Source organism: Variovorax raffinosi, assembly GCF_051216615.1.
Taxonomy (GTDB): Bacteria; Pseudomonadota; Gammaproteobacteria; order Burkholderiales; family Burkholderiaceae_C; genus Variovorax.
Genome location: NZ_JBPJZR010000002.1, coordinates 239,959 through 262,271, shown reverse-complemented (window position 1 = coordinate 262,271; position 22,313 = coordinate 239,959). Strand labels below are relative to the sequence as shown.

The 22,313-nt window shown below is 66.1% G+C and carries 18 protein-coding genes; 4 read left to right on the top strand and 14 right to left on the bottom strand.

Going from position 1 to position 22,313, the window contains the following annotated elements:
- Positions 1-44: 44 nt before the first annotated feature.
- The gene (locus ACSFB7_RS07290) at positions 45-947 is read left to right on the top strand and encodes a carbohydrate kinase family protein (RefSeq protein ID WP_435468533.1); all 903 of its coding nucleotides are present in this window, start codon (positions 45-47) and stop codon (positions 945-947) included.
- A gap of 93 nt (positions 948-1,040) precedes the next feature.
- On the opposite strand, the gene ACSFB7_RS07285 is transcribed toward ACSFB7_RS07290, so the two are convergent.
- From ACSFB7_RS07285 to ACSFB7_RS07250, 8 genes are all read right to left on the bottom strand, one after another.
- Positions 1,041-1,598, bottom strand: coding sequence for a histone H1-like DNA-binding protein (locus ACSFB7_RS07285; protein WP_435468532.1), 558 nt, complete (start codon positions 1,596-1,598; stop codon positions 1,041-1,043).
- A gap of 195 nt (positions 1,599-1,793) precedes the next feature.
- Positions 1,794-3,032, bottom strand: a complete 1,239-nt coding sequence (locus ACSFB7_RS07280) for a ribonucleotide-diphosphate reductase subunit beta (RefSeq protein ID WP_435468530.1) — start codon at positions 3,030-3,032, stop codon at positions 1,794-1,796.
- Positions 3,033-3,233: 201 nt separating this feature from the next.
- A complete protein-coding gene (locus ACSFB7_RS07275; RefSeq protein WP_435468528.1) occupies positions 3,234-6,149 on the bottom strand; it encodes a ribonucleoside-diphosphate reductase subunit alpha in 2,916 nt (971 codons plus the stop codon).
- A gap of 350 nt (positions 6,150-6,499) precedes the next feature.
- Positions 6,500-7,105 carry a 1,6-anhydro-N-acetylmuramyl-L-alanine amidase AmpD gene (gene ampD / locus ACSFB7_RS07270; protein ID WP_435468526.1) on the bottom strand — a complete coding sequence of 202 codons (606 nt, stop codon included), beginning with the start codon at positions 7,103-7,105 and terminating at the stop codon, positions 6,500-6,502.
- Positions 7,092-8,657: a sigma-54-dependent transcriptional regulator gene (locus ACSFB7_RS07265; RefSeq protein WP_435468524.1), complete on the bottom strand. Its 1,566-nt coding sequence runs from the start codon at positions 8,655-8,657 to the stop codon at positions 7,092-7,094. Before ACSFB7_RS07265 ends, ampD begins: the two co-directional genes overlap by 14 nt.
- 4 nt (positions 8,658-8,661) lie before the next feature.
- Positions 8,662-10,359 carry a two-component system sensor histidine kinase NtrB gene (locus tag ACSFB7_RS07260; protein WP_435468522.1) on the bottom strand — a complete coding sequence of 566 codons (1,698 nt, stop codon included), beginning with the start codon at positions 10,357-10,359 and terminating at the stop codon, positions 8,662-8,664.
- A gap of 16 nt (positions 10,360-10,375) precedes the next feature.
- Positions 10,376-10,642, bottom strand: coding sequence for a PP0621 family protein (locus ACSFB7_RS07255; RefSeq protein WP_435468520.1), 267 nt, complete (start codon positions 10,640-10,642; stop codon positions 10,376-10,378).
- Entirely contained in the window at positions 10,639-11,454 is an 816-nt protein-coding gene (locus tag ACSFB7_RS07250; RefSeq protein WP_435468518.1) for a cytochrome C assembly family protein, read from the bottom strand. Before ACSFB7_RS07250 ends, ACSFB7_RS07255 begins: the two co-directional genes overlap by 4 nt.
- Positions 11,455-11,650: 196 nt before the next feature.
- Between ACSFB7_RS07250 and ffh the strand changes: the two genes are divergently transcribed.
- Entirely contained in the window at positions 11,651-13,039 is a 1,389-nt protein-coding gene (gene ffh, locus ACSFB7_RS07245) for a signal recognition particle protein (protein WP_435468516.1), read from the top strand.
- A gap of 47 nt (positions 13,040-13,086) precedes the next feature.
- Here the strand turns inward: ffh and ACSFB7_RS07240 are convergent, their stop codons facing one another.
- The 3 genes from ACSFB7_RS07240 to ACSFB7_RS07230 form a co-directional block, all read right to left on the bottom strand.
- Positions 13,087-14,226 (bottom strand): AAA family ATPase, encoded by a 1,140-nt coding sequence (locus ACSFB7_RS07240; protein WP_435468514.1) that lies wholly within the window; start codon positions 14,224-14,226, stop codon positions 13,087-13,089.
- Positions 14,223-15,128: an RNA ligase family protein gene (locus tag ACSFB7_RS07235; RefSeq protein ID WP_435468512.1), complete on the bottom strand. Its 906-nt coding sequence runs from the start codon at positions 15,126-15,128 to the stop codon at positions 14,223-14,225. Before ACSFB7_RS07235 ends, ACSFB7_RS07240 begins: the two co-directional genes overlap by 4 nt.
- Positions 15,129-15,402: 274 nt before the next feature.
- Positions 15,403-16,437 (bottom strand): MDR family NADP-dependent oxidoreductase, encoded by a 1,035-nt coding sequence (locus tag ACSFB7_RS07230; RefSeq protein WP_435468510.1) that lies wholly within the window; start codon positions 16,435-16,437, stop codon positions 15,403-15,405.
- A 60-nt stretch (positions 16,438-16,497) separates the two neighbouring features.
- Between ACSFB7_RS07230 and ACSFB7_RS07225 the strand changes: the two genes are divergently transcribed.
- Both ACSFB7_RS07225 and ACSFB7_RS07220 read left to right on the top strand, forming a co-directional pair.
- Entirely contained in the window at positions 16,498-17,115 is a 618-nt protein-coding gene (locus ACSFB7_RS07225) for a TetR/AcrR family transcriptional regulator (protein ID WP_435468509.1), read from the top strand.
- Positions 17,116-17,167: 52 nt separating this feature from the next.
- The gene (locus tag ACSFB7_RS07220) at positions 17,168-17,752 is read left to right on the top strand and encodes a glutaredoxin family protein (RefSeq protein ID WP_435468507.1); all 585 of its coding nucleotides are present in this window, start codon (positions 17,168-17,170) and stop codon (positions 17,750-17,752) included.
- Positions 17,753-17,821: 69 nt separating this feature from the next.
- On the opposite strand, the gene mdoH is transcribed toward ACSFB7_RS07220, so the two are convergent.
- The 3 genes from mdoH to ACSFB7_RS07205 all read right to left on the bottom strand — a co-directional run bounded on the left by mdoH (position 17,822) and on the right by ACSFB7_RS07205 (position 22,281).
- Positions 17,822-19,834 (bottom strand): glucans biosynthesis glucosyltransferase MdoH, encoded by a 2,013-nt coding sequence (mdoH, locus tag ACSFB7_RS07215; protein ID WP_435468506.1) that lies wholly within the window; start codon positions 19,832-19,834, stop codon positions 17,822-17,824.
- Positions 19,835-20,236: 402 nt separating this feature from the next.
- Positions 20,237-21,625 (bottom strand): sigma 54-interacting transcriptional regulator, encoded by a 1,389-nt coding sequence (locus ACSFB7_RS07210; protein WP_435468504.1) that lies wholly within the window; start codon positions 21,623-21,625, stop codon positions 20,237-20,239.
- Complete coding sequence (locus ACSFB7_RS07205) at positions 21,622-22,281, bottom strand: hypothetical protein (RefSeq protein WP_435468502.1); 660 nt, start codon at positions 22,279-22,281, stop codon at positions 21,622-21,624. Before ACSFB7_RS07205 ends, ACSFB7_RS07210 begins: the two co-directional genes overlap by 4 nt.
- Positions 22,282-22,313 lie beyond the last annotated feature (32 nt).

The following is a 22,313-nucleotide window of genomic DNA, read 5'->3' as shown; positions in this document are numbered from 1 at the left end:
CCTTTCTTCATTCATCCATCTTCCACTCAACAAACGGTCCACCCATGGCAGCAGTGATTTGCGGTTCCCTCGCGTTCGACACCATCATGACTTTCGAGGGCCGGTTCGCCGACCAGATTCTTCCGGACCAGCTGCACATCCTCAATGTGTCGTTCCTCGTGCCGACCCTGCGGCGCGACTTCGGCGGCTGCGCCGGCAACATCGCCTACAGCCTCAACGCACTAGGCGGCACGGCCTTGCCGATGGCCACGCTGGGCACCGATGGCGCCGACTACATCGAGCGCATGCGCACGCTGGGCATCAGCACGGAGTTCGTGCGCCAGCTCGAAGGCACGTTCACCGCGCAGGCGATGATCATGAGCGACATCGACAACAACCAGATCACCGCCTTCCACCCCGGTGCGATGCAGCAGGCGCACGTGACGCAGGTGGCTGCGCGCGAGGACATCAAGCTCGGCATCATCGCGCCCGATGGCCGCGAAGCAATGCTGCAGCACGCCGAGCAATTCGCCGCCGCGGGCATTCCCTTCGTGTTCGATCCGGGCCAGGGTCTGCCGATGTTCGACGGTGACGCGCTCAAGCACTTCGTCGAGCTGGCGAGCTGGGTCGTGGTCAACGACTACGAAGGCAAGATGCTGTCGCAGCGCACGGGCTGGAGCCTGGCCGAGATCTCGAAGCGCGTGCGTGGCCTGGTGGTCACGCTGGCGGCCGAGGGTTGCGAAGTCTGGATCGACGGCGAGCGTGAGCACGTGGCCGGCGTCGTGGCTACCGAAGTGGTCGAGCCCACCGGTTGTGGCGACGCATGGCGTGGCGCGCTGCTGTTCGGTCTGGAAAAGGAATGGCCGCTCGCGCAATGCGCGGCATTGGGCAATCGTATCGGTGCGCTCAAGATCGCGCAGCGCGGTCCGCAGAACTACCAGGTCGATCGCAAGGCCCTGGGCCTGTAATTCGCAGCCGGCTCGCCGGCTTGTTCCGGCGCCAATAAAAAAGCCCGACACCGTGAGGTGCCGGGCTTTGCGCCTTCAAGGCCGCTGAGAAACTCAGGGCTTGCTGGCCGTCGGAAACGGCCATGCTGCCTGGGGATTCAGCGTCGTCTGCGCCGCGGGAGCGGGCGCTACGGCAGCCTTTGCGGGCGCTGCAGCCTTGGCGGCCTTCTTTGCTGCGGGCTTCTTGGCCGCAGCAGCAGGCTTGGCGGCAGCGGCAGGCTTGGCAGCGGGCTTTTTCGCGGCTTTCTTGGCCGCAGCCTTTTTCGCCGGGGCCTTCTTGGCAGCAGCCTTCTTCGCAGGCGCCTTCTTGGCGGCGGCCTTCTTGGCAGGAGCCTTCTTGGCAGCGGCCTTCTTCGCCGGAGCCTTCTTCGCTACGGCCTTCTTTGCCGGCGCCTTCTTGGCGGCGGCCTTCTTTGCCGGAGCTGCCTTCTTGGCGGCTACCTTCTTCGCAGGCGCCTTCTTGGCGACTACCTTCTTGGCGGCGGCCTTCTTTGCCGGAGCCTTCTTCGCAGCTACCTTCTTGGCCGGAGCCTTCTTAGCAGCCACGACCTTCTTTGCCGGAGCCTTCTTTGCAGCGGCTTTCTTGGCCGGCGCTTTCTTTGCAGTTGCCATTTCTATTTCTCCTTGATCAAGTTGAAAAAATCAACCTATTGAAGCACTCCACGCACGTTGGGAGCGTGAAGCGATTCATGGCGTTGGAATCTGAGCCCCAGCACCATGAACACCTGAGCCCTCGTCCATGCCGCGCTCTTTGGCGCGATCGGTGGCAAGGGCAATTCTTGAATTCATTAATTCTTGTCGAAAGATTCAATCCCAGGAGAGCGCGCCACCCGACTGGTACTCGATCACGCGGGTCTCGAAAAAGTTGCGCTCTTTCTTCAGGTCAATCATTTCGCTCATCCAGGGGAACGGGTTTTCTTCGTTCGGGAAGAGCGTTTCGAGGCCGATCTGCTGTGCACGCCGGTTGGCAATGTAGCGCAGGTAGCCCTTGAACATGGAGGCATTCATGCCGAGCACGCCACGCGGCATCGTGTCTTCGGCGTATTTGTACTCAAGCTCGACGGCCTTCATGAAGAGGTCCTTGATCTCGGCCTTGAACTCGGAGGTCCAGAGGCCGGGATTCTCGAGCTTGAGCTGGTTGATCAGGTCGATGCCGAAATTGCAGTGCATCGACTCGTCGCGCAGGATGTACTGGTACTGCTCGGCAGCGCCGGTCATCTTGTTCTGGCGGCCCAGCGCAAGGATCTGCGTGAAGCCGACGTAGAAGAACAGGCCTTCCATCAGACAGGCGAACACGATGAGCGACTTGAGCAGCGTCTGGTCGGTTTCGTGCGTGCCGGTCTTGAAGTGCGGATCGCTGATGGCGTCGATGAACGGGAGCAGGAACTGGTCCTTCTCGCGGATCGACTGCACTTCGTTGTAGGCGTTGAAGATCTCGCTTTCGTCCAGGCCGAGCGACTCGACGATGTACTGGTACGCGTGCGTGTGGATCGCTTCCTCGAAAGCCTGGCGCAGCAAAAACTGGCGGCATTCGGGAGCCGTGATGTGGCGGTAGGTGCCCAGCACGATGTTGTTGGCGGCCAGCGAGTCGGCGGTCACGAAGAAGCCGAGGTTGCGCTTGACGATGCGACGCTCGTCTTCGGTCAGGCCGTTCGGGTCTTTCCACAACGCGATGTCGCGCGTCATGTTCACTTCCTGCGGCATCCAGTGGTTGGCGCAGGTGGCGAGGTACTTTTCCCAAGCCCACTTGTACTTGAACGGCACCAGCTGGTTGACGTCGGTCTGGCCGTTGATGATGCGCTTGTCGGAAGCCTTGACGCGCTGGGCGACAGCGGGGACCGCGGTGGCGGTCGGTGCAACTTGACGCAATGGCGCAGAGGCGCCGTCATCGAGCGTGCGCAGTGCTGCGGGTTGTGCAATCGACGAAGTCGGAGCATCCACCGAACGACCTGCGGGCGAGCCGCTGGTCGATGCGTTGTGGTGCTGCAATCCTTGTTGCATATCCTTTGGTAAGGAGGGCTTGACTTCTTCGTCCCAGGTCAACATAGAAAAATCCAATGTTCAAATTATCGGAGTAACGATGTAAGTTGCAAAGTGCTCGTTCACATCGCGCTCCATTTATGTGGTTGTTATGTTGCTCGCATGCATCGCGCGATGTCAGTCAATGCCTTCATTGACTGAACGTCGCGCGATTTTTCGCATGCGCCTCACTGGCTCACGGACGCTGTGTCGCGAGCATCGACACGTTCACTGGCAGGCTTCGCAAGTCGGGTCGTCGACACCGCAGAACGCGATGTCGGTGGCAGGCATTGCGCTCATCTGTGCCTTCGCTGCAGCAGCGGCGGCTTCGAGTGCGCTCATGCCCGAAGGTGCATCGTTGCCCGACGACACCGCGTTGAGACGGCCCGATTGCACCGTCGATTTTTCGGCGTGCGTCGCGCTCTGCGTGCGCAGGTAGTAGGTGGTCTTCAGGCCACGCAGCCATGCGAGCTTGTAGGTGTCGTCGAGCTTCTTGCCCGATGCGCCGGCCATGTAGATGTTCAGCGACTGCGCCTGGTCGATCCACTTCTGGCGACGCGAGGCGGCTTCGACCAGCCACGTGGTTTCCACTTCGAACGCGGTGGCGTAGAGCGCCTTCACGTCTTGCGGCACGCGGTCGATGGGGCGCAGCGAACCGTCGAAGTGCTTCAGGTCCATCACCATCACGTCGTCCCACAGGCCCAGGCGCTTGAGGTCGCGCACCAGGTAGTGGTTGATCACGGTGAATTCGCCCGACAGGTTCGACTTGACCGACAGGTTGCCGAAGCAAGGCTCGATCGAAGCGTCGACGCCGATGATGTTCGAGATGGTCGCGGTCGGCGCGATGGCCACGCAGTTCGAATTGCGCATGCCTTGCGTCTTGATCTTCTGGCGCAGCGCGTCCCAGTCGAGGGTGGACGAGCGGTCGACTTCGACGTAACCGCCGCGAGCTTTTTCGAGCAGGTCGAGCGTGTCGATCGGAAGGATCCCCTTGTCCCACAGCGAGCCCTTGTAGCTCGAGTACTTGCCGCGCTCGCGCGCCAGGTCGGCCGATGCCGAGTAGGCGTGGTAGCAGATGGCTTCCATCGACTCGTCGGCGAACTGCACGGCTTCTTGCGAGGCGTAGGGAATGCGCAGTTCGTACAGCGAGTCCTGGAAGCCCATCAGGCCCAGGCCCACCGGACGGTGGCGCAGGTTCGAGTCGCGCGCCTTCTTCACGGCGTAGTAGTTGATGTCGATCACGTTGTCGAGCATGCGCATCGCGGTCGAGATCGTCTTCTTCAGCTTTTCCTGGTCGACCTTGCCGTCCTTCAGATGCTGCAGCAGGTTCACCGAACCCAGGTTGCACACGGCGGTTTCGGTGTCGCTGGTGTTCAGCGTGATCTCGGTGCACAGGTTCGACGAGTGCACGACACCCGCGTGCTGCTGCGGCGAGCGCACGTTGCAGGCGTCCTTGAACGTGATCCACGGATGGCCGGTCTCGAACAGCATCGTGAGCATCTTGCGCCACAGGTCCGAAGCCTGGATGGTGCGCGCAGGCTTGATCTCGCCGCGGGCGGCCTTCTCTTCGTAGGCGACGTAGGCCTTTTCGAAGTCGGCGCCGAACAGGTCGTGCAGGTCAGGCACGTTGGAGGGCGAGAACAGCGTCCAGGTGCCCTTTTCCATCACGCGGCGCATGAAGAGGTCGGGGATCCAGTTGGCCGTGTTCATGTCGTGCGTGCGGCGGCGGTCGTCGCCGGTGTTCTTGCGCAGCTCCAGGAACTCCTCGATGTCGAGGTGCCAGGTTTCCAGGTACGTGCAGACGGCGCCCTTGCGCTTGCCGCCCTGGTTCACCGCCACGGCCGTGTCGTTGACCACCTTCAGGAACGGCACCACGCCTTGCGATTCGCCGTTGGTGCCCTTGATGTGGCTGCCGAGCGCGCGCACGCGGGTCCAGTCGTTGCCCAGGCCGCCCGCGAATTTCGAGAGCAGCGCGTTTTCCTTGATCGACTCGTAGATGCCGTCCAGGTCGTCGGGCACGGTCGTCAGGTAGCAGCTCGACAGCTGCGAGCGCAGCGTGCCGGCGTTGAAGAGGGTGGGTGTGCTCGACATGAAGTCGAACGACGACAGCACTTCATAGAACTCGATGGCGCGCGCTTCGCGGTCGATTTCGTTCAGCGACAGGCCCATGGCCACGCGCATGAAGAAAGCCTGCGGCAGCTCGATGCGGGCCTTGCGCACGTGCAGGAAGTAGCGGTCATACAGCGTTTGCAGGCCGAGGTAGTCGAACTGGTTGTCGCGCTCTGCCTTCAGGGCGGCGCCCAGGCGGGGCAGGTCGTACTGCAGCAGCTTTTCGTCGAGCAGGTCGTTGTCCACGCCCTTCTTGATGAATTGCGGGAAGTAGTCGGCGTAGGCGGTGGCGCGGTCGACCGGCATCACTTCGCGGCCGATGATCTCCTTGAAGATCGTGTGCAGCAGCAGGCGCGCGGTGGCGAAGGTGTAGTCGGGGTCTTTCTCGATCAGCGTGCGGGCCGCCAGGATCGAAGCCTTGTAGACCTCGTCGAGCGGCACGCCGTCGTACAGGTTGCGCATCGTCTCGGCGACGATCGGCGCGGCGGTGATGCTGTCGCCCAGGTTTTCGCAGGCCGATTCGATCAGGCCCTTGAGTTCGTTCAGGTCGAGGGTGACGAGCTCGCCGTTGTCCAGCACATGCAGCGCGGGCGCGGCCGGCGTTTCCTGCTCGACCTGCTTGGAGCGCTCTTGCGTGCGGCGTTCGCGGTACAGCACGTAGGCACGCGCGATTTCGTGGTGGCCGCCGCGCATCAGGCCGAGCTCGACCTGGTCCTGCACGTCTTCGATGTGGAAGGTGCCGCCGCCCGGACGCGAGCGCACCATCGCGCGGATCACGCCTTGCGTGAGCACGTCGACGGTTTCGCGCACGCTGGCCGAAGCCGCGCCCTGGGTGCCGTGCACCGCCAGGAAGGCTTTCATCATCGCGATGGCGATCTTGTTCGGCTCGAAGGGCACGACGGCGCCGTTGCGGCGAATGATCTGGTAGTGCGCGAGGTTCTGGCCGGTGGACGAGCCAGCAGTGTCTCGCTGCTGCTGCGGTGGCGTCGAGGGAACGGCACGCGGGGTCGATTGGGGGTTCAGGGCTGTTTGCATTCGCTTCCTCTCGGTTGGCAATTCTTGTTGGATGGCGACGCCTTGGCTGGGCGTCGCGCCGACATTGAGCGTCGGACGGAAGACACTATATCTAGGGTGTGAGGGGGCTACAACCCACTAGATGTAGCGTTTTCCTATGGATACAAGCATTGCCGATATTTCTTTCGGCATAGGACACCGCCAGCGGTGCCGCATCAATACTGGCCCATGGTGGCGCAAGCCGCATGGGGCTTGGCTTGCAGGCCGATTTGAGCCTGCAGGGCGCATGGTTGCTGGATCTGGCGTTTGCAATTGTCGCATTGCTGCGCCGCAAGAACGGCGCATCACGGGACGCAACGCGATTGAAAAAATTAGCGCGGCACCACTTGAGCGGGAAACATTTGTGGACTCCACCCGAGCCGCGCGCGCAGCGAAGGCCAGTCGAAACCTTCACCAGGGTCTTGCTTGCGACCCGGTGCGATGTGCTCGTGGCCGGCGATGTGCGCGATGGCGTAGTGCTGCGCGACGGCGGCGCAGAGGCTTGCGAGCGTCTCGTATTGCGCCTCCTCGAAATGCAGGCCTTCGAGGCCCTCGAGTTCGATGCCGATCGAGTCGTCGTTGCAGTTGCCGCGGCCGCGCCAGGACGACACGCCAGCATGCCAGGCGCGGTCGTCGCAACTCACGAACTGCCAGAGCTCGCCGTTGCGGCGCACATAGAAATGCGAGGACACCTCCAGGCCACGGATGCTCTGGAAGTAGGGGTGCGCATCCCAGTCGAGCTGGTTGGTGAAGAGCTGTTGCACCGCGTCGCCGCCGTACTCGCCGGGCGGCAGGCTGATCGAGTGCAGCACGACCAGGTCGGTCTGCGCGCCTTCCGGGCGGGGGCCGAAATTCGGCGAGCGCAGCGCCTTGGCAAAGCGATACCAGCCGGCCTGCCAGAGGCCGTCGTCATCGGCGCAGGCTTCAGTCGTCGGCATGGCTGCTGGCGCCATCGTCGCCGTTGGGCGTGGTGATGCCCAATCGGGCGATGCGGTAGCGGATCTGGCGCAGGCTCATGCCGAGCCGCGCGGCGGCGGCCGTGCGATTGAAGCCGCTTTCGTGCAGCGCGCGCACGAGGATTTCGCGCTCCTGCTGGTCGAGGTAGGCCTGCAGGTCGGAGGGCAACGGGGGGGCGGCAACCTTGGGCTCCGCAATGGGCGCAGCAGGCGCGACATGCGCAACGGGAGCGGTTGCGACGGGCAAGTCGCCGGCGGGCGACAGCGGGGCCGGTCCCGTGGAGGCGGCTTCCGCCGCCGCCATCGCGGCAGCGCCCATCAGGTCGAGCTGCAGTTCGTCGCCGTCGTTGAGCGCGACCGCGCGGTGCAGCAGGTTTTCAAGTTCGCGCACATTGCCGTCGAGCGGATGCAGCGCCAGCCGGCGCAGCAGCTCGGTCGACAGGTGCGGCACGGGCAGGCCGCCGTCTTGCGCGATGCGCGCGAGCAGGGCGGTGCACAGCGCGGGCAGGTCCTCGCGGCGGTCGCGCAGCGCGGGCACCGCGATCTCGATCACGTTGAGGCGGTAGAAAAGGTCTTGCCGGAAGCGCGCGGCCTGCACTTCGGCGTGCAGGTCCTTGTGCGTGGCGCTCACGATGCGCACGTCGACCGCGTCTTCCTGCGTCGAGCCGATCGAGCGCACGCTGCGCTCCTGGATGGCGCGCAGCAGCTTCGACTGCATGGCCAGCGGCAGGTCGCCGATTTCGTCGAGGAACAATGTGCCGCCGCGTGCGGCCTGAAAATAGCCGTCGCGGTCTTGCGCCGAGCCGGTGTATGAACCCTTCTTGGCGCCGAAGAATTCGGCTTCGAGCAGGTTCTCGGGAATCGCGCCGCAATTGACTGCGACAAAAGGCCCGTCGCTGCGCTGGCTGCAGGCATGCACTGCGCGCGCCACCAGTTCCTTGCCCGTGCCCGATTCGCCGCGCACCAGCACTGGCGCCATGCCGCGCGCCACCTTTGCGATGCGCGACTTGACGAGGCGCATCGGCTCCGAATCGCCCACCAGCCGGTCGAGCGCGGCGGCGCCGCTGCCCGTGGTCACCATGCTGGCCTCGCCGCTGTTCGCCGGAGCTGCGCGCACGGCGCGGGTTGGCGTCTGCGATGCCTGCCGCGCCTGCACGGCGGAGGCGACGACGGCGCGGAACTGCTTCAGGTCGACAGGCTTCGTGAGGTAGTCGAAGGCGCCGGCCTTCAGCGCCTCGACCGCGTTCTCGGCTGAGCCGTAGGCGGTCATGACGACGCAGCGCTCGCTGCGCTGGTCTCTCTGGATGCGATGGATGATTTCCATGCCCTGCCCGTCGGGCAGCCGCATGTCGGTGATCACCGCGTCGAAGCCGCCGGCTTCGAGGTGCTGCCAGGCTTCGGACACGCTGCCCGCGGCTTCGACGCGATAGCCTTCGCGCAGCAGTGTCAGCTCATAGAGTGTGCGCAGGTCGGGCTCGTCGTCGATGACTAGGATCTGCGCGGGGCGCTGGGCGGTAGGGTGCGGGGTGCTCACGGCGCTATTGTGTCAGCCGGTTTTCGCTGGCGGCGAAGCTGACGAAGAATTCGTTGCCCTCGGGCCCGCCCGGCACGAGCGCGCGCCGTTCGTAGCCGATGGTGGCGCCGTGGCGCCGGCACAGCTCGCGGCAAAGGAAAAGGCCCAGGCCGCTCGAGCGGCTCTCGGACGAGAAGAAGGGCTCGAACAGATGCCGCTTCACCGCCGGCTCCAGCGGCGCGCCGTCGCTCCACACCGCCAGGCTGGGGCGATGGGTGCCTGCACGCTGAAGCGTCGTCAGCACCTGGATCGAGCCTTCGCGCTTGCCGGCGTAGCGCGCGGCGTTGTCCAGCAGGTTGACCATCAGGCGGCGCAGGTGTTCGGCGTCGAAGCGCACATCGCTCTGCGCGGCGTCCAGCGTGACGAGCACGCCCTTGCGCTGCGTCTGGCGCACCCATTCATCGGCCAGCACCTGCACCGCGGGGTCGAGCACCACCTGCTCGCCGAGCGAGAGCACGCGCTGCTGGCGCGCCCGCGAGACATCGAGCACGTCGTCCACGATGCGGGCCAGCCGCTGCGCGTTGTGCTGCACCATGCTTGTGAGCTTGCGGTGCGCGGGGTCGGTCAAGTCTTCGGCGAGCAGCGCGCTGGCCTGGGTGATGGCGGCCAGCGGATTGCGGATTTCATGCGCGACGGCCGCCGACATGCGGCCCATCGCGGCCAGTTTCTCGGTGCGGATGCGGGCTTCGAGTTCGCGCAGGTCCTGCAGGAACATCACGCACAGGCTGTCGACATGCCGGTCGCTGGTGGGTGTGAGCCGCGTGCGCACGCGCACCTCGCGCGCCGCCCCGCGTGCCTGCGCCACCGGAATTTCTTCGGACTGAGGCGCCCGTCGCGCGAAGGTCTGGCGCGCGAGCGCGGCCAGCGCATGCCAGGCCGGCTGTGCATGCAGCGCGAACGGCAGCGTCAGTTTCGCCAAGCCCTGCCCGAGGATTGCATCGGCCGCCGGATTGGCCGCGTGCACCAGGCCCTCGGCGTCGATCACCAGCACGCCTTCGCTCAGCGTCTCGATCACCAGGTCGTTGACCTGCGCCTGCATCTGCGCGCTGCTGCGGTTGCGCTGCGCCACCGCCTCTTCGCGTGTCAGGCGGCGGGCCAGTTCGTGGGCGAGCAGGGCCACCACGAAGAGGCCGGTGCCCGTGAGCGCCGCCTGCACGAAGCGGCCGGAGGAGTCGACCGGCTGCTGCAGCCAGTGCCAGCCCGCGTCGGCCAGCAGCAGCAGCGTGACGGTGGCCGTGGTGCCCAGGCTCACCGTCATCGTGCCGAGCACCGCGCTCATGAGCACCGGCAGCGCGAACAGCGGCGTGTAGTTGACGTTGCCGCCCTGGATCACCTGCAGCGAAGTGAAGGCGGCGAGGTCGACGCCGATGGTCAGCAGCCACAGCGGGGTGAAGCCGCGGATCGGCGGCACGAAGCGTGTGTAGCGCATGCCCAGCCAACTGGCGACCAGGTAGCCGGCAGAGATCGCGATGGCCACCGGCTGCATCGTCTGTCCGAGCGCGAAGGCCACGCACTGCAGCAGCACCAGCACCAGCGCGACAAAACAGCGCGCGACCATGAAGCCGCGCCAGAGCCGTTGCAGGGCCGTGCTTTGGCCGTTGCCCTGTTCGAGCACGTCCCAGTCGGTGACCGGTTCGCCGCGCGACCAGAGGGGGGAACTCATGCGAGACGGGGCGTGCTCAGCCGGACGCCGCGCCGGCCTGGCGGTGCGCGGCGCTGCAATAGACCGCGCCACCGGGACCGGCGATGGCATCGGTCGCCGGCAGATGCAGGCCGCAATGGACGCAGCGCACCATGGCCTGCGGCGCGCCGACCGCAGGGGCGGAGGGCGGGCGCTGCGCCTTGGCCGCGCGCTCGCGCTGCGCATCGCGCATTTCTTCGCGGCGGTTCTTGCGCCAGAGCCAGATCGCGATCCAGAGCACGGCGAGGACAAGCAAATACTTCATACGGGAGGACGCGTCAGCACCACTTCGAGCACGAAGCGGGAGCCCACATAGGCGAGCAACAGGAGAGCCGAGCCGGCATACAGCACGCGGCGGGCGGTGCGGCCGCGCCAGCCGAAGCGCGCGCGGCCGATCAGCAGGATCGCGAAGGTGAGCCACGCAAGCACCGAGAAGGTGGTCTTGTGGTCCCACTTCCAGACGCGGCCGGCGGCGCCGTACAACTGTTCGCTGAACAGAAGGCCGGCCAGCAGCGTGGCCGAGAGCAACACGAAGCCGGCGGTGACGAAGCGGAAGGTGAGCCGTTCGAGCGTGAGCAACGGCACGCCACCTTCGCCCGGCGTGCCGCTTGTCAGGCGGATCTGCTTTTCGGCCCGCGTGATCAACCAGGCGTGCACCACGGCCGCGCCGAACAGGCCGTACGAGGCGATGCCCAGCGCCAGATGCAGCGGCAACCAGGGCGAGGCGCTGACATGCAGCGGCGTGCCGGGAAACAGGATGGCCAACAGCACGGCGGCCGCACCCAGCCAGGCCAGCGCGCGGCGCACCTTCAATTGGGGATACATGCGGCTTTCGACCGCATAGACGGTGAGCACCAGCCAGGCGGTGACGGAAAGCGCGGGCGCAAAGCCGAAGCGCGGTTCGCTGCCCACGAGGCCGTGGCCCAGCACCGCAGCGTGCAGTAACCATGCAATGCCGAGGGCCCATTGGGTCGCCTGGCGGCTCAGCCTGGCACCCGCTGCAGCGGCAAATCCATAGGCCACCGCGGTGGCGATGCCCAGCGCCACGCCGAGTGGAGAGGGGATCGCTAAAATCATCGGTCGGAGTGTAATGGCTCGCCCCCAGGCTTCGCGCACTTCGTGTCGCGTGTGCCTTCCCCCTACCGGGGGCAACACCTGCGGCCCGGCAAAGCCGGTTCCGCGGTGTTTCGCGAAAAAGGCAGTGCCTGCCGTTGGCTCCAGGTTCCACGACTTTCCATCGGTTCGCTCCAGCGGACAACAAGGTATTTCCTCCATGGCCACCGCCCTCACAGAAAAGTTCTCCCGCCTCGTCAAGACGATGAGCGGCCAGGCGCGCATCACCGAAAGCAACGTGCAGGACATGCTGCGCGAAGTGCGCATGGCGCTGCTGGAAGCCGACGTGGCGCTGCCCGTGGTGCGCGACTTCGTCGCCCGCGTGAAAGAAAAGGCGCTGGGCCAGGAAGTGCTGGGCTCGCTCAAGCCGGGCCAGGCGCTGGTCGGCATCGTCAACCGCGAACTCGCCGCGACCATGGGCGAAGGCGTCTCGGACATCAACCTCGCGGCCCAGCCGCCGGCGGTGATCCTGATGGCCGGTCTGCAGGGCGCCGGCAAGACCACCACCACCGCCAAGCTCGCCAAGCACCTGATCGAAAAGCGCAAGAAGAAGGTGCTGACGGTGTCGGGCGACGTGTACCGCCCGGCCGCCATCGAGCAGCTCAAGACCGTGACCAAGCAGGCCGGCGCCGAATGGTTCCCCAGCACGCCCGACCAGAAGCCGCTGGACATCGCGCGCGCCGCGCTCGACCACGCCAAGCGCCACTACTTCGACGTGCTGCTGGTCGACACCGCCGGCCGCCTGGCCATCGACGAAGTGCTGATGACCGAAATCAAGCAGCTGCATGCGGCGCTCGATCCGGTTGAAACCCTGTTCGTGGTCGATGCCATGCAGGGCCAGGACGCGATCAACACCGCCAAGGCCTTCAAGGAAGCGCTGCCGCTGACCGGCATCATCCTGACCAAGACCGACGGCGATTCACGCGGTGGCGCGGCGCTGTCGGTGCGCCAGGTCACGGGCGTGCCGATCAAGTTCGCGGGCACCAGCGAGAAGATCGACGGCCTCGAAGTGTTCGACGCCGAGCGCCATGCGGGTCGCATCCTGGGCATGGGCGACATCGTCGCGCTGGTCGAGCAGGTCACGGCCGGCGTCGACGTGGCGGCGGCGCAGAAGCTCGCGGCCAAGGTCAAGAGCGGCGCGGGCTTCGACCTCAACGACTTCCTGGGCCAGTTGCAGCAGATGAAGCAGATGGGCGGCCTGTCGAGCCTGATGGACAAGCTGCCGCAACAAATGGCAGCCAAGGCCACCGAGGCCGACATGACCCGTGCCGAGCGCGACATCCGGCGCAAGGAAGGGATCATCCAGAGCATGACGCCGCTGGAGCGCCGCAAGCCCGAGCTGCTGAAGGCCACGCGCAAGCGCCGCATCGCGGCCGGCGCCGGCGTGCAGGTTCAGGAAGTGAACCGCCTGCTCAACGAGTTCGAGCAGATGCAGGGAATGATGAAGAAGATGAAGGGCGGCGGCCTTATGAAGATGATGAAGAAGATGGGCGGCATGAAGGGTATGGGCGGGATGGGTGGCCCTGGCGGTCCGAAGTTGCCGTTCTGAGCCTCGTACATATATAGACAGAAGCCCGCCGGGCTTCGTCGTTTTCATCAGCTCTGCACCTCGTAGACCGTCTCGTGCGCCTCGACTGGCGCCGGCAGCTCCCAGCGATGCAGCATCCGCTCGATGCCCGTGTTTGACAGCGTGGTGTCGCGCTCGCGGTTGCGGCGCATGAGCTCAGCATGCGGCACTTCCAGGTACACGAGCTCGATCTGCGCGTGGTACGCCCAGAGCAGATCCAGCGTCTTGGTGCGCATCTGCTGGCTCAGGTGCGTGGCGTTCCAGACGAAGCGTTCCTGCCTGCGCAGCAGCGCCTTGGCCTGGTCGACCGCGTGGTGCGCGGCGAGGCCGTCGTTCTCGCCGTGCTTGAGGCCCAGCTCGGCGCGCGCATCGTCGAAGGAAACCACCGGCCAGCCCTTGCGATACTGCGCCACCCAGTGGTTCTTGCCGCTCGCGGGCAGGCCGCACATCACCGTGACCTGCGAGCCCGCCGTCTGGAACAGCGGGTAGTCGGGGCTGGTGTCGGCGCCGCGAAAGTAGGCCAGGCGCGTGTGCGCATCGGCCATCCGTCGTGGGCCTTCCCAGCAGCCTTCTTCCTGCGCCAACTGCTCGAAGAGCGCGATGTCGGCCATGCTGTCCGCGCGCTTTTCGTAGTGGCGGCCCAGCATGTCGCAGCGCGCGACGCAGCACAGGTCGGGCAGGCTCAGCTCCCACGAGAGCTTGTGCACCAGCCACTCGGGCCGCACGCCCTTGCGCGAGGTGAAGGCGTGAAACGGCAACTGGTGCACGGCGATGATCCGGCAGATGGCCTCGCGCAGCGCGAAAGGTACGCGGGCCTTCCACATCAGCACGCGCACGTCGACCGCGCCGCGCCGCGAATGGCCCGGCTGGCCGATGCGGCCGCTGGCCTCGTCGATCACCGTGGTGTCGGGCTTGGCGATGTCGTGCAGCAGGCAGGCCATGAACAGCACGAAGCGGCCGTCGGCATCGGCGCGCTGGTAGTGCGCGTCGGCCATGAGTGCATCGAGCACCATGCGCGTGTGGATGCCGACGTTGCCTTCGGCATGGTAGTACGGGTCTTGCGGCGTTTCTTCGAGACGCAGCAAGGCCGGCAGCAGCTCGCAGCACTGCGCCCAGTCGGTGCCTTTGCCGGGCGCGGGCACCAGGGCGCGCAGATCGTCATGAGTCATCGCGGCCTCCTTGTGGTTGTTGTCAGCGCGGCGGGATCGCGCAAGGTGTGCAAGCCCAGGTCTTGCCATGTCACTGGCGGCGTCGGCGCATAGAGATCGACGCCCGGCGCGAGCTGGTTCGGCAGTACGGGCCGGCGGCTGTGGTGCGAGCCCGAGTCGAGGATGGTCTGCACGAAATCAGGCCGCACCCACTTGTAGCGGCCGGTCACCTCGCTGTCCGATTCGGTCTTGAGGTACAGGCCCTCCGCCATGTCGGACAGGTCGGTCTGCTGCCGCACGAGGTCGAGCGGTTGGCCCTCGTGCTCCACCGCCTGCTCGAAGGCAGTCTTCCAGTTGGCGCTGCGTGCGAGCGAAGGCCGCACCAGCGTGCGCAGTGACTTCGCATGGTTGGGCATTGCGCCCTCGTAGAGCACCGGCACCGACAGCACCGGGCTGCCCGCAAGCAGCGCATGCCGTGCAGGCGTCGACAGGAAACGCTGCGCCTGCCGGTCGTAGATGTCGAACTCCAGGAAGAAGGCCGGTAGCCGGTCGTACCAGCAGCTGTGCTTGGCAAAGCACCACTCGCCGTACATCACATGCCGGTCTTCGAGGCGCTCCAGCAGCGCGGCTTCATGTGCCGCGGCCCAGTGCTTGAACAGGTTGAACTGCCGCTCGCCCGCGCCACCCGCGAGGTAGTGGCCGCGCGATTGCAGCAGCAGTTCGCCGGCCGAGGTGAACGACACGGCCGCGTTGGCGCCATCGAGTTTTTCCTCGATGACCACATGCCGGCCCTGCAGCGCGGACAACGGCGTCTGGCCGTCGTCGGTGTCGCCGGCCTGCAGGCGCGAGCCTTCCAGATGCGCAGTACGTGGGTACTTGAGCAGCGGAATCGACGAAAGAGAAAAGGAAGAGAGAGGGAACACGTTGTTCTCCAGATGCAAATCAGGAAGAACCGACAACGTGCGGGAGCGAAGCTGGGAAAAGAGGAGATCGACTTCGTCGGCTGTGAAGGCCGTGTCTGGTCAGCGGGGAACGCAGCTTGGCGCCCGACATGACCAGCGAAGTGGTGTTGTCGGCGTCAGAGAGTGATGACGGCGAATCGGGGCAATTGGCGCTCCAGGGGATCGAAGGATCCGTGGGTTGACGAAAAATGAGTGCGCGATTCTAGCTACACGCGAGTCGATTCTTCGCGGCAATTCACAGCGCGACCAGGACGGTTCCGAAGTACCGCCCCTGCGCCACGCTCTGCAGCGCTTCGGGCGCCTGTTCGATGCCTTCGAGCACGACGTGCGGAAACACGATGCTGCGCGACCGCAGCCAGACGCCGAACTGACGGTTCCATTCAGCGCGAGCGTCCGGGTCGTCATCGGCGCTGTAGCCGCGCATCACGATCTTCTTCAGCAGGAGCTGGACCGAATCCAGTTCGACCGGAGCGGTCCTTCCCGTGCCGTGGCTTGCAAGCTGCCCGGACAGCGTGCCGACGATCACGAAACGCGCGTTCTCGCGCGCCACGGTGACCGCCGCCTGCAACTGCTCGCCGCCGACGTTGTCGAGCAGAACGTCGATGCCGTCGGGCGCTGCGGCTCTCAGTTGATCCACGATCGGCCCTGCGCCACGGACCACGGCCGCGTCGTAGCCGAGTTCGCTGACCAGCCGATCCGCCTTGTCCCGCGAGCTCGTGCTGCCGATGACCCGGCCTGCGCCCAGCAGGCGGGCGATCTGCCCGGCCATCGATCCGATGGCGCCAGCGGCGCTGGTCACGAACACCGTGTCTCCGGGGCGGATCTGCACGCCGCGCGTCAGTGCCGCGTAGGCGGTCCAGCCGTGCGCGAGATGGGCGGTCGGCAGCGGCAGTTCGCTGTTGTCCAGGCGTGTGCAATCGCTGGCAAGCGCAACGGCGTACTCGCGCCAGCCCAGGACGTGCACCACCAGGTCACCCGTTGCGAGCCCGCTGCCCTCGGGTGCCGAGACCACTTCCCCGATGGCTTCACCGCCCAGCGTGTCGCCCGGGTTCAGCGCCGGGAACGGGATGCCTTCGACGTTCTCCGCCCCCTCGCTGATCATCATGCGCAAGGACGCCGAGACGCGAATGAAGCGGTTGCGAATCAGCACTTGGTCGCCGCCGGGAACCGGGCATGGAACTTCGACAAGCTCGAAGTCTTCGGCCTGCGGCAGGCCACGGGGCTTGGTCTTCAGCTTGATTTCGCGACTGGTGTGCGGCGGTGGTGACATGAGCGGCGTCCTGTAAAAATGTGAGCTTCGTGTTCATATTTTTTGACTGGAGCCGACCCCATGTCTACTCGCATTGCCGCAACGGGCCAGACGATGCGAAAGGCCCCGAAGCAAGCGCGTTCCCGCGCCACGGTCGATGCCATCGTCGAGGCCGGGACTCAGGTTCTGGGCCGGCGGGGCTGGGCCGGATTCACGACCAACGAGGTCGCCGAAGTGGCTGGCGTGAGCATCGGTTCGCTCTACCAGTACTTTCCCAACAAGCTGTCGTTGATCGAAGCGCTCAGGCGCCGTCACTTCGACGACGTGCTCGGTGTGCTTCAGGCGGCGAGCGAAGACGCAAGGCGGCTGGAAGAAAGCGTCGATTCATTGGTTCAAGGCATGCTCGCCGTTCATGGCTCGCATCCGGCGCTGCACCGGGCGCTGCTCGAAGAGACGCCGCGCAGCGAGGAGACGCGAGCCGCCCACGATGCATTCGATGCGCAGTATCGGCAGCACTACAAGGCGATCGTCTCGGCCCATCGAAAGCGCTGCGGATCCAAGCGCGATGACATCGCCGCGCAGGTGGTTTCCGCTGCGATCGAGGGCGTCGTGCATCACGCAGCATTGAGCGGGTTGCTCGACTCGCCGGAGCTCAAGCGGGAGCTGGTTTCGCTGGTCTGCGCCTACGTCCGGGCCTGAGGCATCCCGGCAATCCGACTTTGCTAAGCTTTGCGGCGGAGGAGTTCCCAACATGCCAACCATCTGCGCCAAGTGCCAGCTTGTCCGTCCCGACAACACGGATGCGCCGCTCTGGCAGTGCCCGGGTTGCGGTGTGGCCTACAACAAGGCGGCCGACGCCCGCAGCCCCGCATCACCGGTGGGGCTTCGACCGCAACAACGCACCCACGCGGTATCGGACGGCGACGGCCTGCCCTGGGGCAAATGGCTGATGCTGCTCCTGCTGATCGGCGGCGCCTACCTGGGCTATCAAGTGATCCAGAAGCGCGGCCCGGCTGGCGCGAGCGTGAGCAGCCTTGCATCGAAACTGCGCGGAAACAGCAGCGCCGAGCAACTCGCCGCGCTGGCCGCCAACTCGAAGCCGGGCGACGTCTTCATGTACACCGCCGACTGGTGTCCCAATTGCCGCGCCGCGAAGGGCTGGATGGCCCAATACGGCTTCCAGTACGAGCAGTGCGACATCGACAAGGACCATGGCTGCAAGTCGAAGCTCGACAGCCTGGGCGGTGACGGCATTCCCTATCTGATCGTCAAGGGCCATCACATGCGGGAGGGCTTCGATTCCCAGGAGTTCGTTGCCGCGCTGCAGGACAAATAGGAGCCCTCGAAGCACCATGAAAAAAGCCGGCGTAAAGCCGGCTTTTTTTGTTGGAGCGATGTCAGCGCATCAGGCGGTTGCCAGTGCCGGGCGCGCCAGGCGCAGGGCATGCATCCAGGCGCGGCGCAGCACGGCCGGCGAACGCGATTCCTCGGGGATCAGCAGGAAGCCGCGGTCGCGCAGTGTGGTGCCCAGCGCGATCTGGCTGGTCAGCACGGTCAGCGGAATCGCCAGCAGCAGCGGCAGGCCGACAGGCATGAGCCAGATCAGCGCGCTCGGGTCGATCATCGCGACGCCCACGGCCAGCGCGGCGATCACCAGCGACATCGGTGCCAGTTGCGCGGCAGCGATCTTCCACGGCACGGCAGCGGCTTCACGCGGGGGCGACTTCCAGTCGAGCTTGATGCCGGTGAGGGCAACCACCACGAACAGCGAGTGGGCCAGCATGCGCACCGGAGCCTGCACGATGGCCAGGCCGCTTTCGAGCACCGAGCTCTTCACCAGGCCCCACACACCGCCGTACTGGCGTTGCTCGCCACGCATCAGCACGGCAACGATGCCGAGCACGCGGGGCAGGAACAGCAGGCACAGGGTCCAGACCCACAGGCCGGCCAGTTCGGCGGGCAGCACGCTCCAGCTGGACACGAGGCTGGAACCGCTGAGCCACAGGGCCGTGCCCAGCGTCAGGAACGCGAGCCACAGCGGCGCCGAGGCGTAAGCCATGGTGCCGGTCACGAACATCGCGCGGTGCACCGGGTGAATGCCGGGCTCGGCCATCAGGCGGGCGTTCTGCAGGTTGCCCTGGCACCAGCGGCGGTCGCGCTGCAGCTCGGCCAGCAGGTCCGGCGGTTGTTGTTCGTAGCTGCCGACCAGGTCGGACACCAGCCACACGTTGTAGCCGGCACGGCGCATCAGCGCGGCTTCGACGAAGTCGTGCGACATGATGCCGCCCGACATGCCGCCGGTGCCCTTGATCGGGGCCAGCGCGCAATGCTTCATGAAAGGCTCGACGCGGATGATGGCGTTGTGGCCCCAGTAGTGCGATTCGCCCAGTTGCCAGAACTGCATGCCCAGCGTGAACAGGCGGCCCGTCACGCGGGAAGCGAATTGCTGTGCGCGGGCGTGCAGCGTGACGTGGCCGATGGCCTGCGTCGCGGTCTGGATGATGCCGGCGGTGGGGTTGGCTTCCATCAGCTTGACCATCGAGGTCAGGCAGTCGCCGCTCATCACCGAGTCGGCGTCGAGCACGACCATGTAGCGGTAGTCCTTGCCCCAGCGGCGGCAGAAGTCGGCCACGTTGCCGGCCTTGCGGTGCGTGCGGCGGGTGCGCAGGCGGTAGTACACCTCGACCTGCGGCTGGTTCGGGCTTTCGGCCAGGGCGGCGCGAAGGTCTTCCCAGGCGGCGCGCTCGGCGGCGGCGGTCTCGGGGTTGTAGCTGTCGGACAGCACGAACACGTCGAACTGCTTCGCGTGGCCGGTGGAGGCGACCGATTCGCAGGTGGCGCGCAGGCCGGCGAACACCGTGGCAACGTCTTCGTTGCAGATCGGCATGATGATCGCGGTGCGTGCCTCGGGGTTCATCGGGTGGTTGGCGACCTGCTTGGCCGACAGCGCGTGCTTGTCACCGCGCACCGAAACGTAGAAGCCCATCAGCGCGGTCACGAAACCGGTCACGACCCAGCCCGACAGCAGGCCGTACAGGCCGATCTGGCCGTATTCGAGCCAGACGTTGTCGTAGTCGGGTTGCACGCTGGCGAACAGCACCGAAGCGATCACGGTGCTCAGCACGGTGAGCAGCATGAACGCGAGGCGGCGTTGTGCCGCGGCGCGCTGCCAGGGCTGCTTGACCTGCTGGGCGGATTGGGCGCTGGCGCCTTCGGCCGCGGGGCCCGCGCCGAGCTTGACCAGCGCGGCGGTGCCCAGGCTGTTCCAGAAACCGCGCCAGGGGCGGGGCGTCATCGAGCCGCGATTGACCGGCGGCGCGGTGACCGCGTTGGGATGGCGTTCTTCACGCACCGGGCTGCGGTGCGAAAAGTCGGCCTCGGCCAGCACATTCAGTTGCGAAAAGTCGTTTGGCTTCATGCGATTTACCAACGTTGCTTGTCGAGGGAAGGGGTGTCGCCAATGGCAGGAAGGCGCTTGAAGACGCAATCCGTGGCGGAGCCGCCGGCGCTTGCGAGCGCGGCCAGCGAATGGCCCGCGGCACGGGGCCGCGAGGGGGAAAACTGCTTTTGACGCAGGCCGTCGCGCTGCTGGCGCAGTGCGAAAGATGGGCTGGTGAGTGCTGTCATGCCAGTACAGGGGCAAACCCTGTGCCAGGCTGGGAAAACGCTTTCAGATCAACGACTTGGCGCGATCCGGATGCCGTTTCGAGGACTCGGGCCGGCTGGAGGGCCCCAAAACCCCTGTTTTTGTCGCCGAATCCCGACAAGCCTTGGAGGCTGGTGGGGATTGGCCTTTCAAATCAACAACTTAGGGGCGTCGCTACTCGGCGACAGGGTCGCTGCCATTGGCGACAACGTCGGCCTTGAAGTGCCCTGGCGTGAGCTCGTGCTTTTGCAGCAGGCGATAAAACTCGGTGCGGTTGCGGTCGGCCAGGCGGGCCGCATCGGCCACGTTGCCGTCGGTCAGCTTGAGCAGGCCGACCAGGTAATCGCGCTCGAAACGCTGCTTGGCCTCGGCATAGGTCTGCACCTCGACCGTCGGCACGCGCAGCGCGCGCTGCACCAGCGCCAGCGGGATCAGCGGCGAGCTCGACAGCGCGCAGACCTGCTCGACCACGTTGAACAACTGGCGCACGTTGCCCGGCCACGCGGCGGTGGTCAGCGCCTTCAGCGCCTCGGGCGCGAAGCCCGAGAGCCGCTTGCCGTACTTGGTCGACAGGCGCTGCAGGAAGTGGTTGGCCAGAAGCGGAATGTCTTCGCGCCGCGCCGACAGCGGCGGCAGCGTGAGCGTCACCACGTTCAGGCGGTAATACAGGTCTTCGCGGAACTGGCCCGCTTCCATCGCGGCATCGAGGTCGCGGTGGGTGGCCGAGACGATGCGCACATCGACCTCGATCGACTGGCTCGCGCCCAGCGGACGCACCGCTCGTTCCTGCAGCACGCGCAGCAGCTTGACCTGCAGCGCGGGCGGCATGTCCCCGATTTCGTCGAGCAGCAGCGTGCCGCCGTCGGCCTGCTGGAACAGGCCCTTGTGATTGGCGTGGGCGTCGGTGAAGGCGCCCTTCATGTGGCCGAACAGTTCCGATTCGAGCAGCGCCTCGGGGATGGCGCCGCAATTGACGGCCACGAAGGGCTTGTCGGCGCGCGCGCTGGCCTTGTGGATGGCGCGGGCCAGCAACTCCTTGCCGGCGCCCGAGTCGCCGCGCAGCAGCACCGAGGCGTCTGATTTGGCGACCATGCGCGCTTCGGCCAGCAGCTCGGCCATGCGGTTGCTGCGGCTCACGATTTCCGAGCGCCAGCTGTCGTCGCCGGCCTTGCTCGGTGTGGTGGCCGGCGCACCGAGCGCCAGCGCCTGCGCGATCTTTTCGAGCAGCTCGCGCGCGTCGTAAGGCTTGGTCAGGTAGGTGAAGACACCGCGCGCCGTGGCTTCGACCGCGTCGGGAATGGTGCCGTGCGCCGTGAGCAGGATCACCGGCAGCGAGGGGTGGCGCTTGCGGATCTCGTCGAAGAGCTGCAGGCCGTCGCGCCCCGGCAGGCGCACGTCGCTCAGCACCAGTTGCGGATGCTCGATCTCGAGCTGGGTGAGCGCGGTTTCGGCCGAGGTCACGGCCGTGACCTGGTAGCCCGCCGACACCAGCCGCATCGAGATCAGCTTGAGCATGTCCGGGTCGTCGTCGACCACGAGGAGGCGGGCGCCGGAAGTGCTCATGGGCTTTGCTTGGTTCCGTTGGGCACGGCAGCAGGTGCGGTCGGCACGGTATTGGGCCGCGCGAAGCTGCGCTCGATGGCGCGCAGGGCTTCGATGCGGTCGTTGAGCTGGTCGATGCGGCGCTGGCTGTCGCGCAGTTGTTGCACCTGCTTGTCGCGATCGTCTTCGACGCGGCGCTGCTCGATGTAGCGCGCGGCCAGCGCGCGGGCGAGCGGCTGCAATGCCTGCGCTTCGGGCGCCGGGTTGGCGATCACGCGCTGCAGCAGGCCCAGCGCACGCGCCAGGTCGGCCGGCACGCGCGTCTGCGAAAGCAACAGCGCCAACTGCATCTGGGCAGTGGGCGAATCGCCGGTGTCGCCGACGCGTGCGATCTCGGCGCTCAGGTCGGCGCCGTTCAGTGGGCGCACCTTGTCGGCGTACGACAGCATGGCCGCCAGCGGCCCTTGCGTCATCAGCGTGAAGATCGATGCTGGCTGCGTGGCGGGTGCCCTGGGCTCGGCCTCGACGGGCATCACGCGCGGCAAAACGGTGGGCGGCGGCAGGGCGTCGGCTTCGGCGGGTGGCTTCGGCTGGATGGCGCAGGCGGCCAGCAGCAGGACGAAAGGCACGGTCATCGCCCCGGCGAAAGTGGAACTGCGGACGAACGAAAAAGACATGGGTTGAAGAAGGGGACGCGAGGCGGTGTTTC

What these genes read in the sequence shown, in the direction of transcription:
- ACSFB7_RS07290 (WP_435468533.1), top strand. Translation starts at nt 45, where the DNA reads ATGGCAGCAGTGATTTGCGGTTCCCTCGCGTTCGACACCATCATGACT.
- ACSFB7_RS07285 (WP_435468532.1), bottom strand. Translation starts at nt 1,598, where the DNA reads ATGGCAACTGCAAAGAAAGCGCCGGCCAAGAAAGCCGCTGCAAAGAAG.
- ACSFB7_RS07280 (WP_435468530.1), bottom strand. Translation starts at nt 3,032, where the DNA reads ATGTTGACCTGGGACGAAGAAGTCAAGCCCTCCTTACCAAAGGATATG.
- ACSFB7_RS07275 (WP_435468528.1), bottom strand. Translation starts at nt 6,149, where the DNA reads ATGCAAACAGCCCTGAACCCCCAATCGACCCCGCGTGCCGTTCCCTCG.
- ampD (WP_435468526.1), bottom strand. Translation starts at nt 7,105, where the DNA reads ATGCCGACGACTGAAGCCTGCGCCGATGACGACGGCCTCTGGCAGGCC.
- ACSFB7_RS07260 (WP_435468522.1), bottom strand. Translation starts at nt 10,359, where the DNA reads ATGAGTTCCCCCCTCTGGTCGCGCGGCGAACCGGTCACCGACTGGGAC.
- ACSFB7_RS07255 (WP_435468520.1), bottom strand. Translation starts at nt 10,642, where the DNA reads ATGAAGTATTTGCTTGTCCTCGCCGTGCTCTGGATCGCGATCTGGCTC.
- ACSFB7_RS07250 (WP_435468518.1), bottom strand. Translation starts at nt 11,454, where the DNA reads ATGATTTTAGCGATCCCCTCTCCACTCGGCGTGGCGCTGGGCATCGCC.
- ffh (WP_435468516.1), top strand. Translation starts at nt 11,651, where the DNA reads ATGGCCACCGCCCTCACAGAAAAGTTCTCCCGCCTCGTCAAGACGATG.
- ACSFB7_RS07240 (WP_435468514.1), bottom strand. Translation starts at nt 14,226, where the DNA reads ATGACTCATGACGATCTGCGCGCCCTGGTGCCCGCGCCCGGCAAAGGC.
- ACSFB7_RS07230 (WP_435468510.1), bottom strand. Translation starts at nt 16,437, where the DNA reads ATGTCACCACCGCCGCACACCAGTCGCGAAATCAAGCTGAAGACCAAG.
- ACSFB7_RS07225 (WP_435468509.1), top strand. Translation starts at nt 16,498, where the DNA reads ATGTCTACTCGCATTGCCGCAACGGGCCAGACGATGCGAAAGGCCCCG.
- ACSFB7_RS07220 (WP_435468507.1), top strand. Translation starts at nt 17,168, where the DNA reads ATGCCAACCATCTGCGCCAAGTGCCAGCTTGTCCGTCCCGACAACACG.
- mdoH (WP_435468506.1), bottom strand. Translation starts at nt 19,834, where the DNA reads ATGAAGCCAAACGACTTTTCGCAACTGAATGTGCTGGCCGAGGCCGAC.
- ACSFB7_RS07210 (WP_435468504.1), bottom strand. Translation starts at nt 21,625, where the DNA reads ATGAGCACTTCCGGCGCCCGCCTCCTCGTGGTCGACGACGACCCGGAC.
- ACSFB7_RS07205 (WP_435468502.1), bottom strand. Translation starts at nt 22,281, where the DNA reads ATGTCTTTTTCGTTCGTCCGCAGTTCCACTTTCGCCGGGGCGATGACC.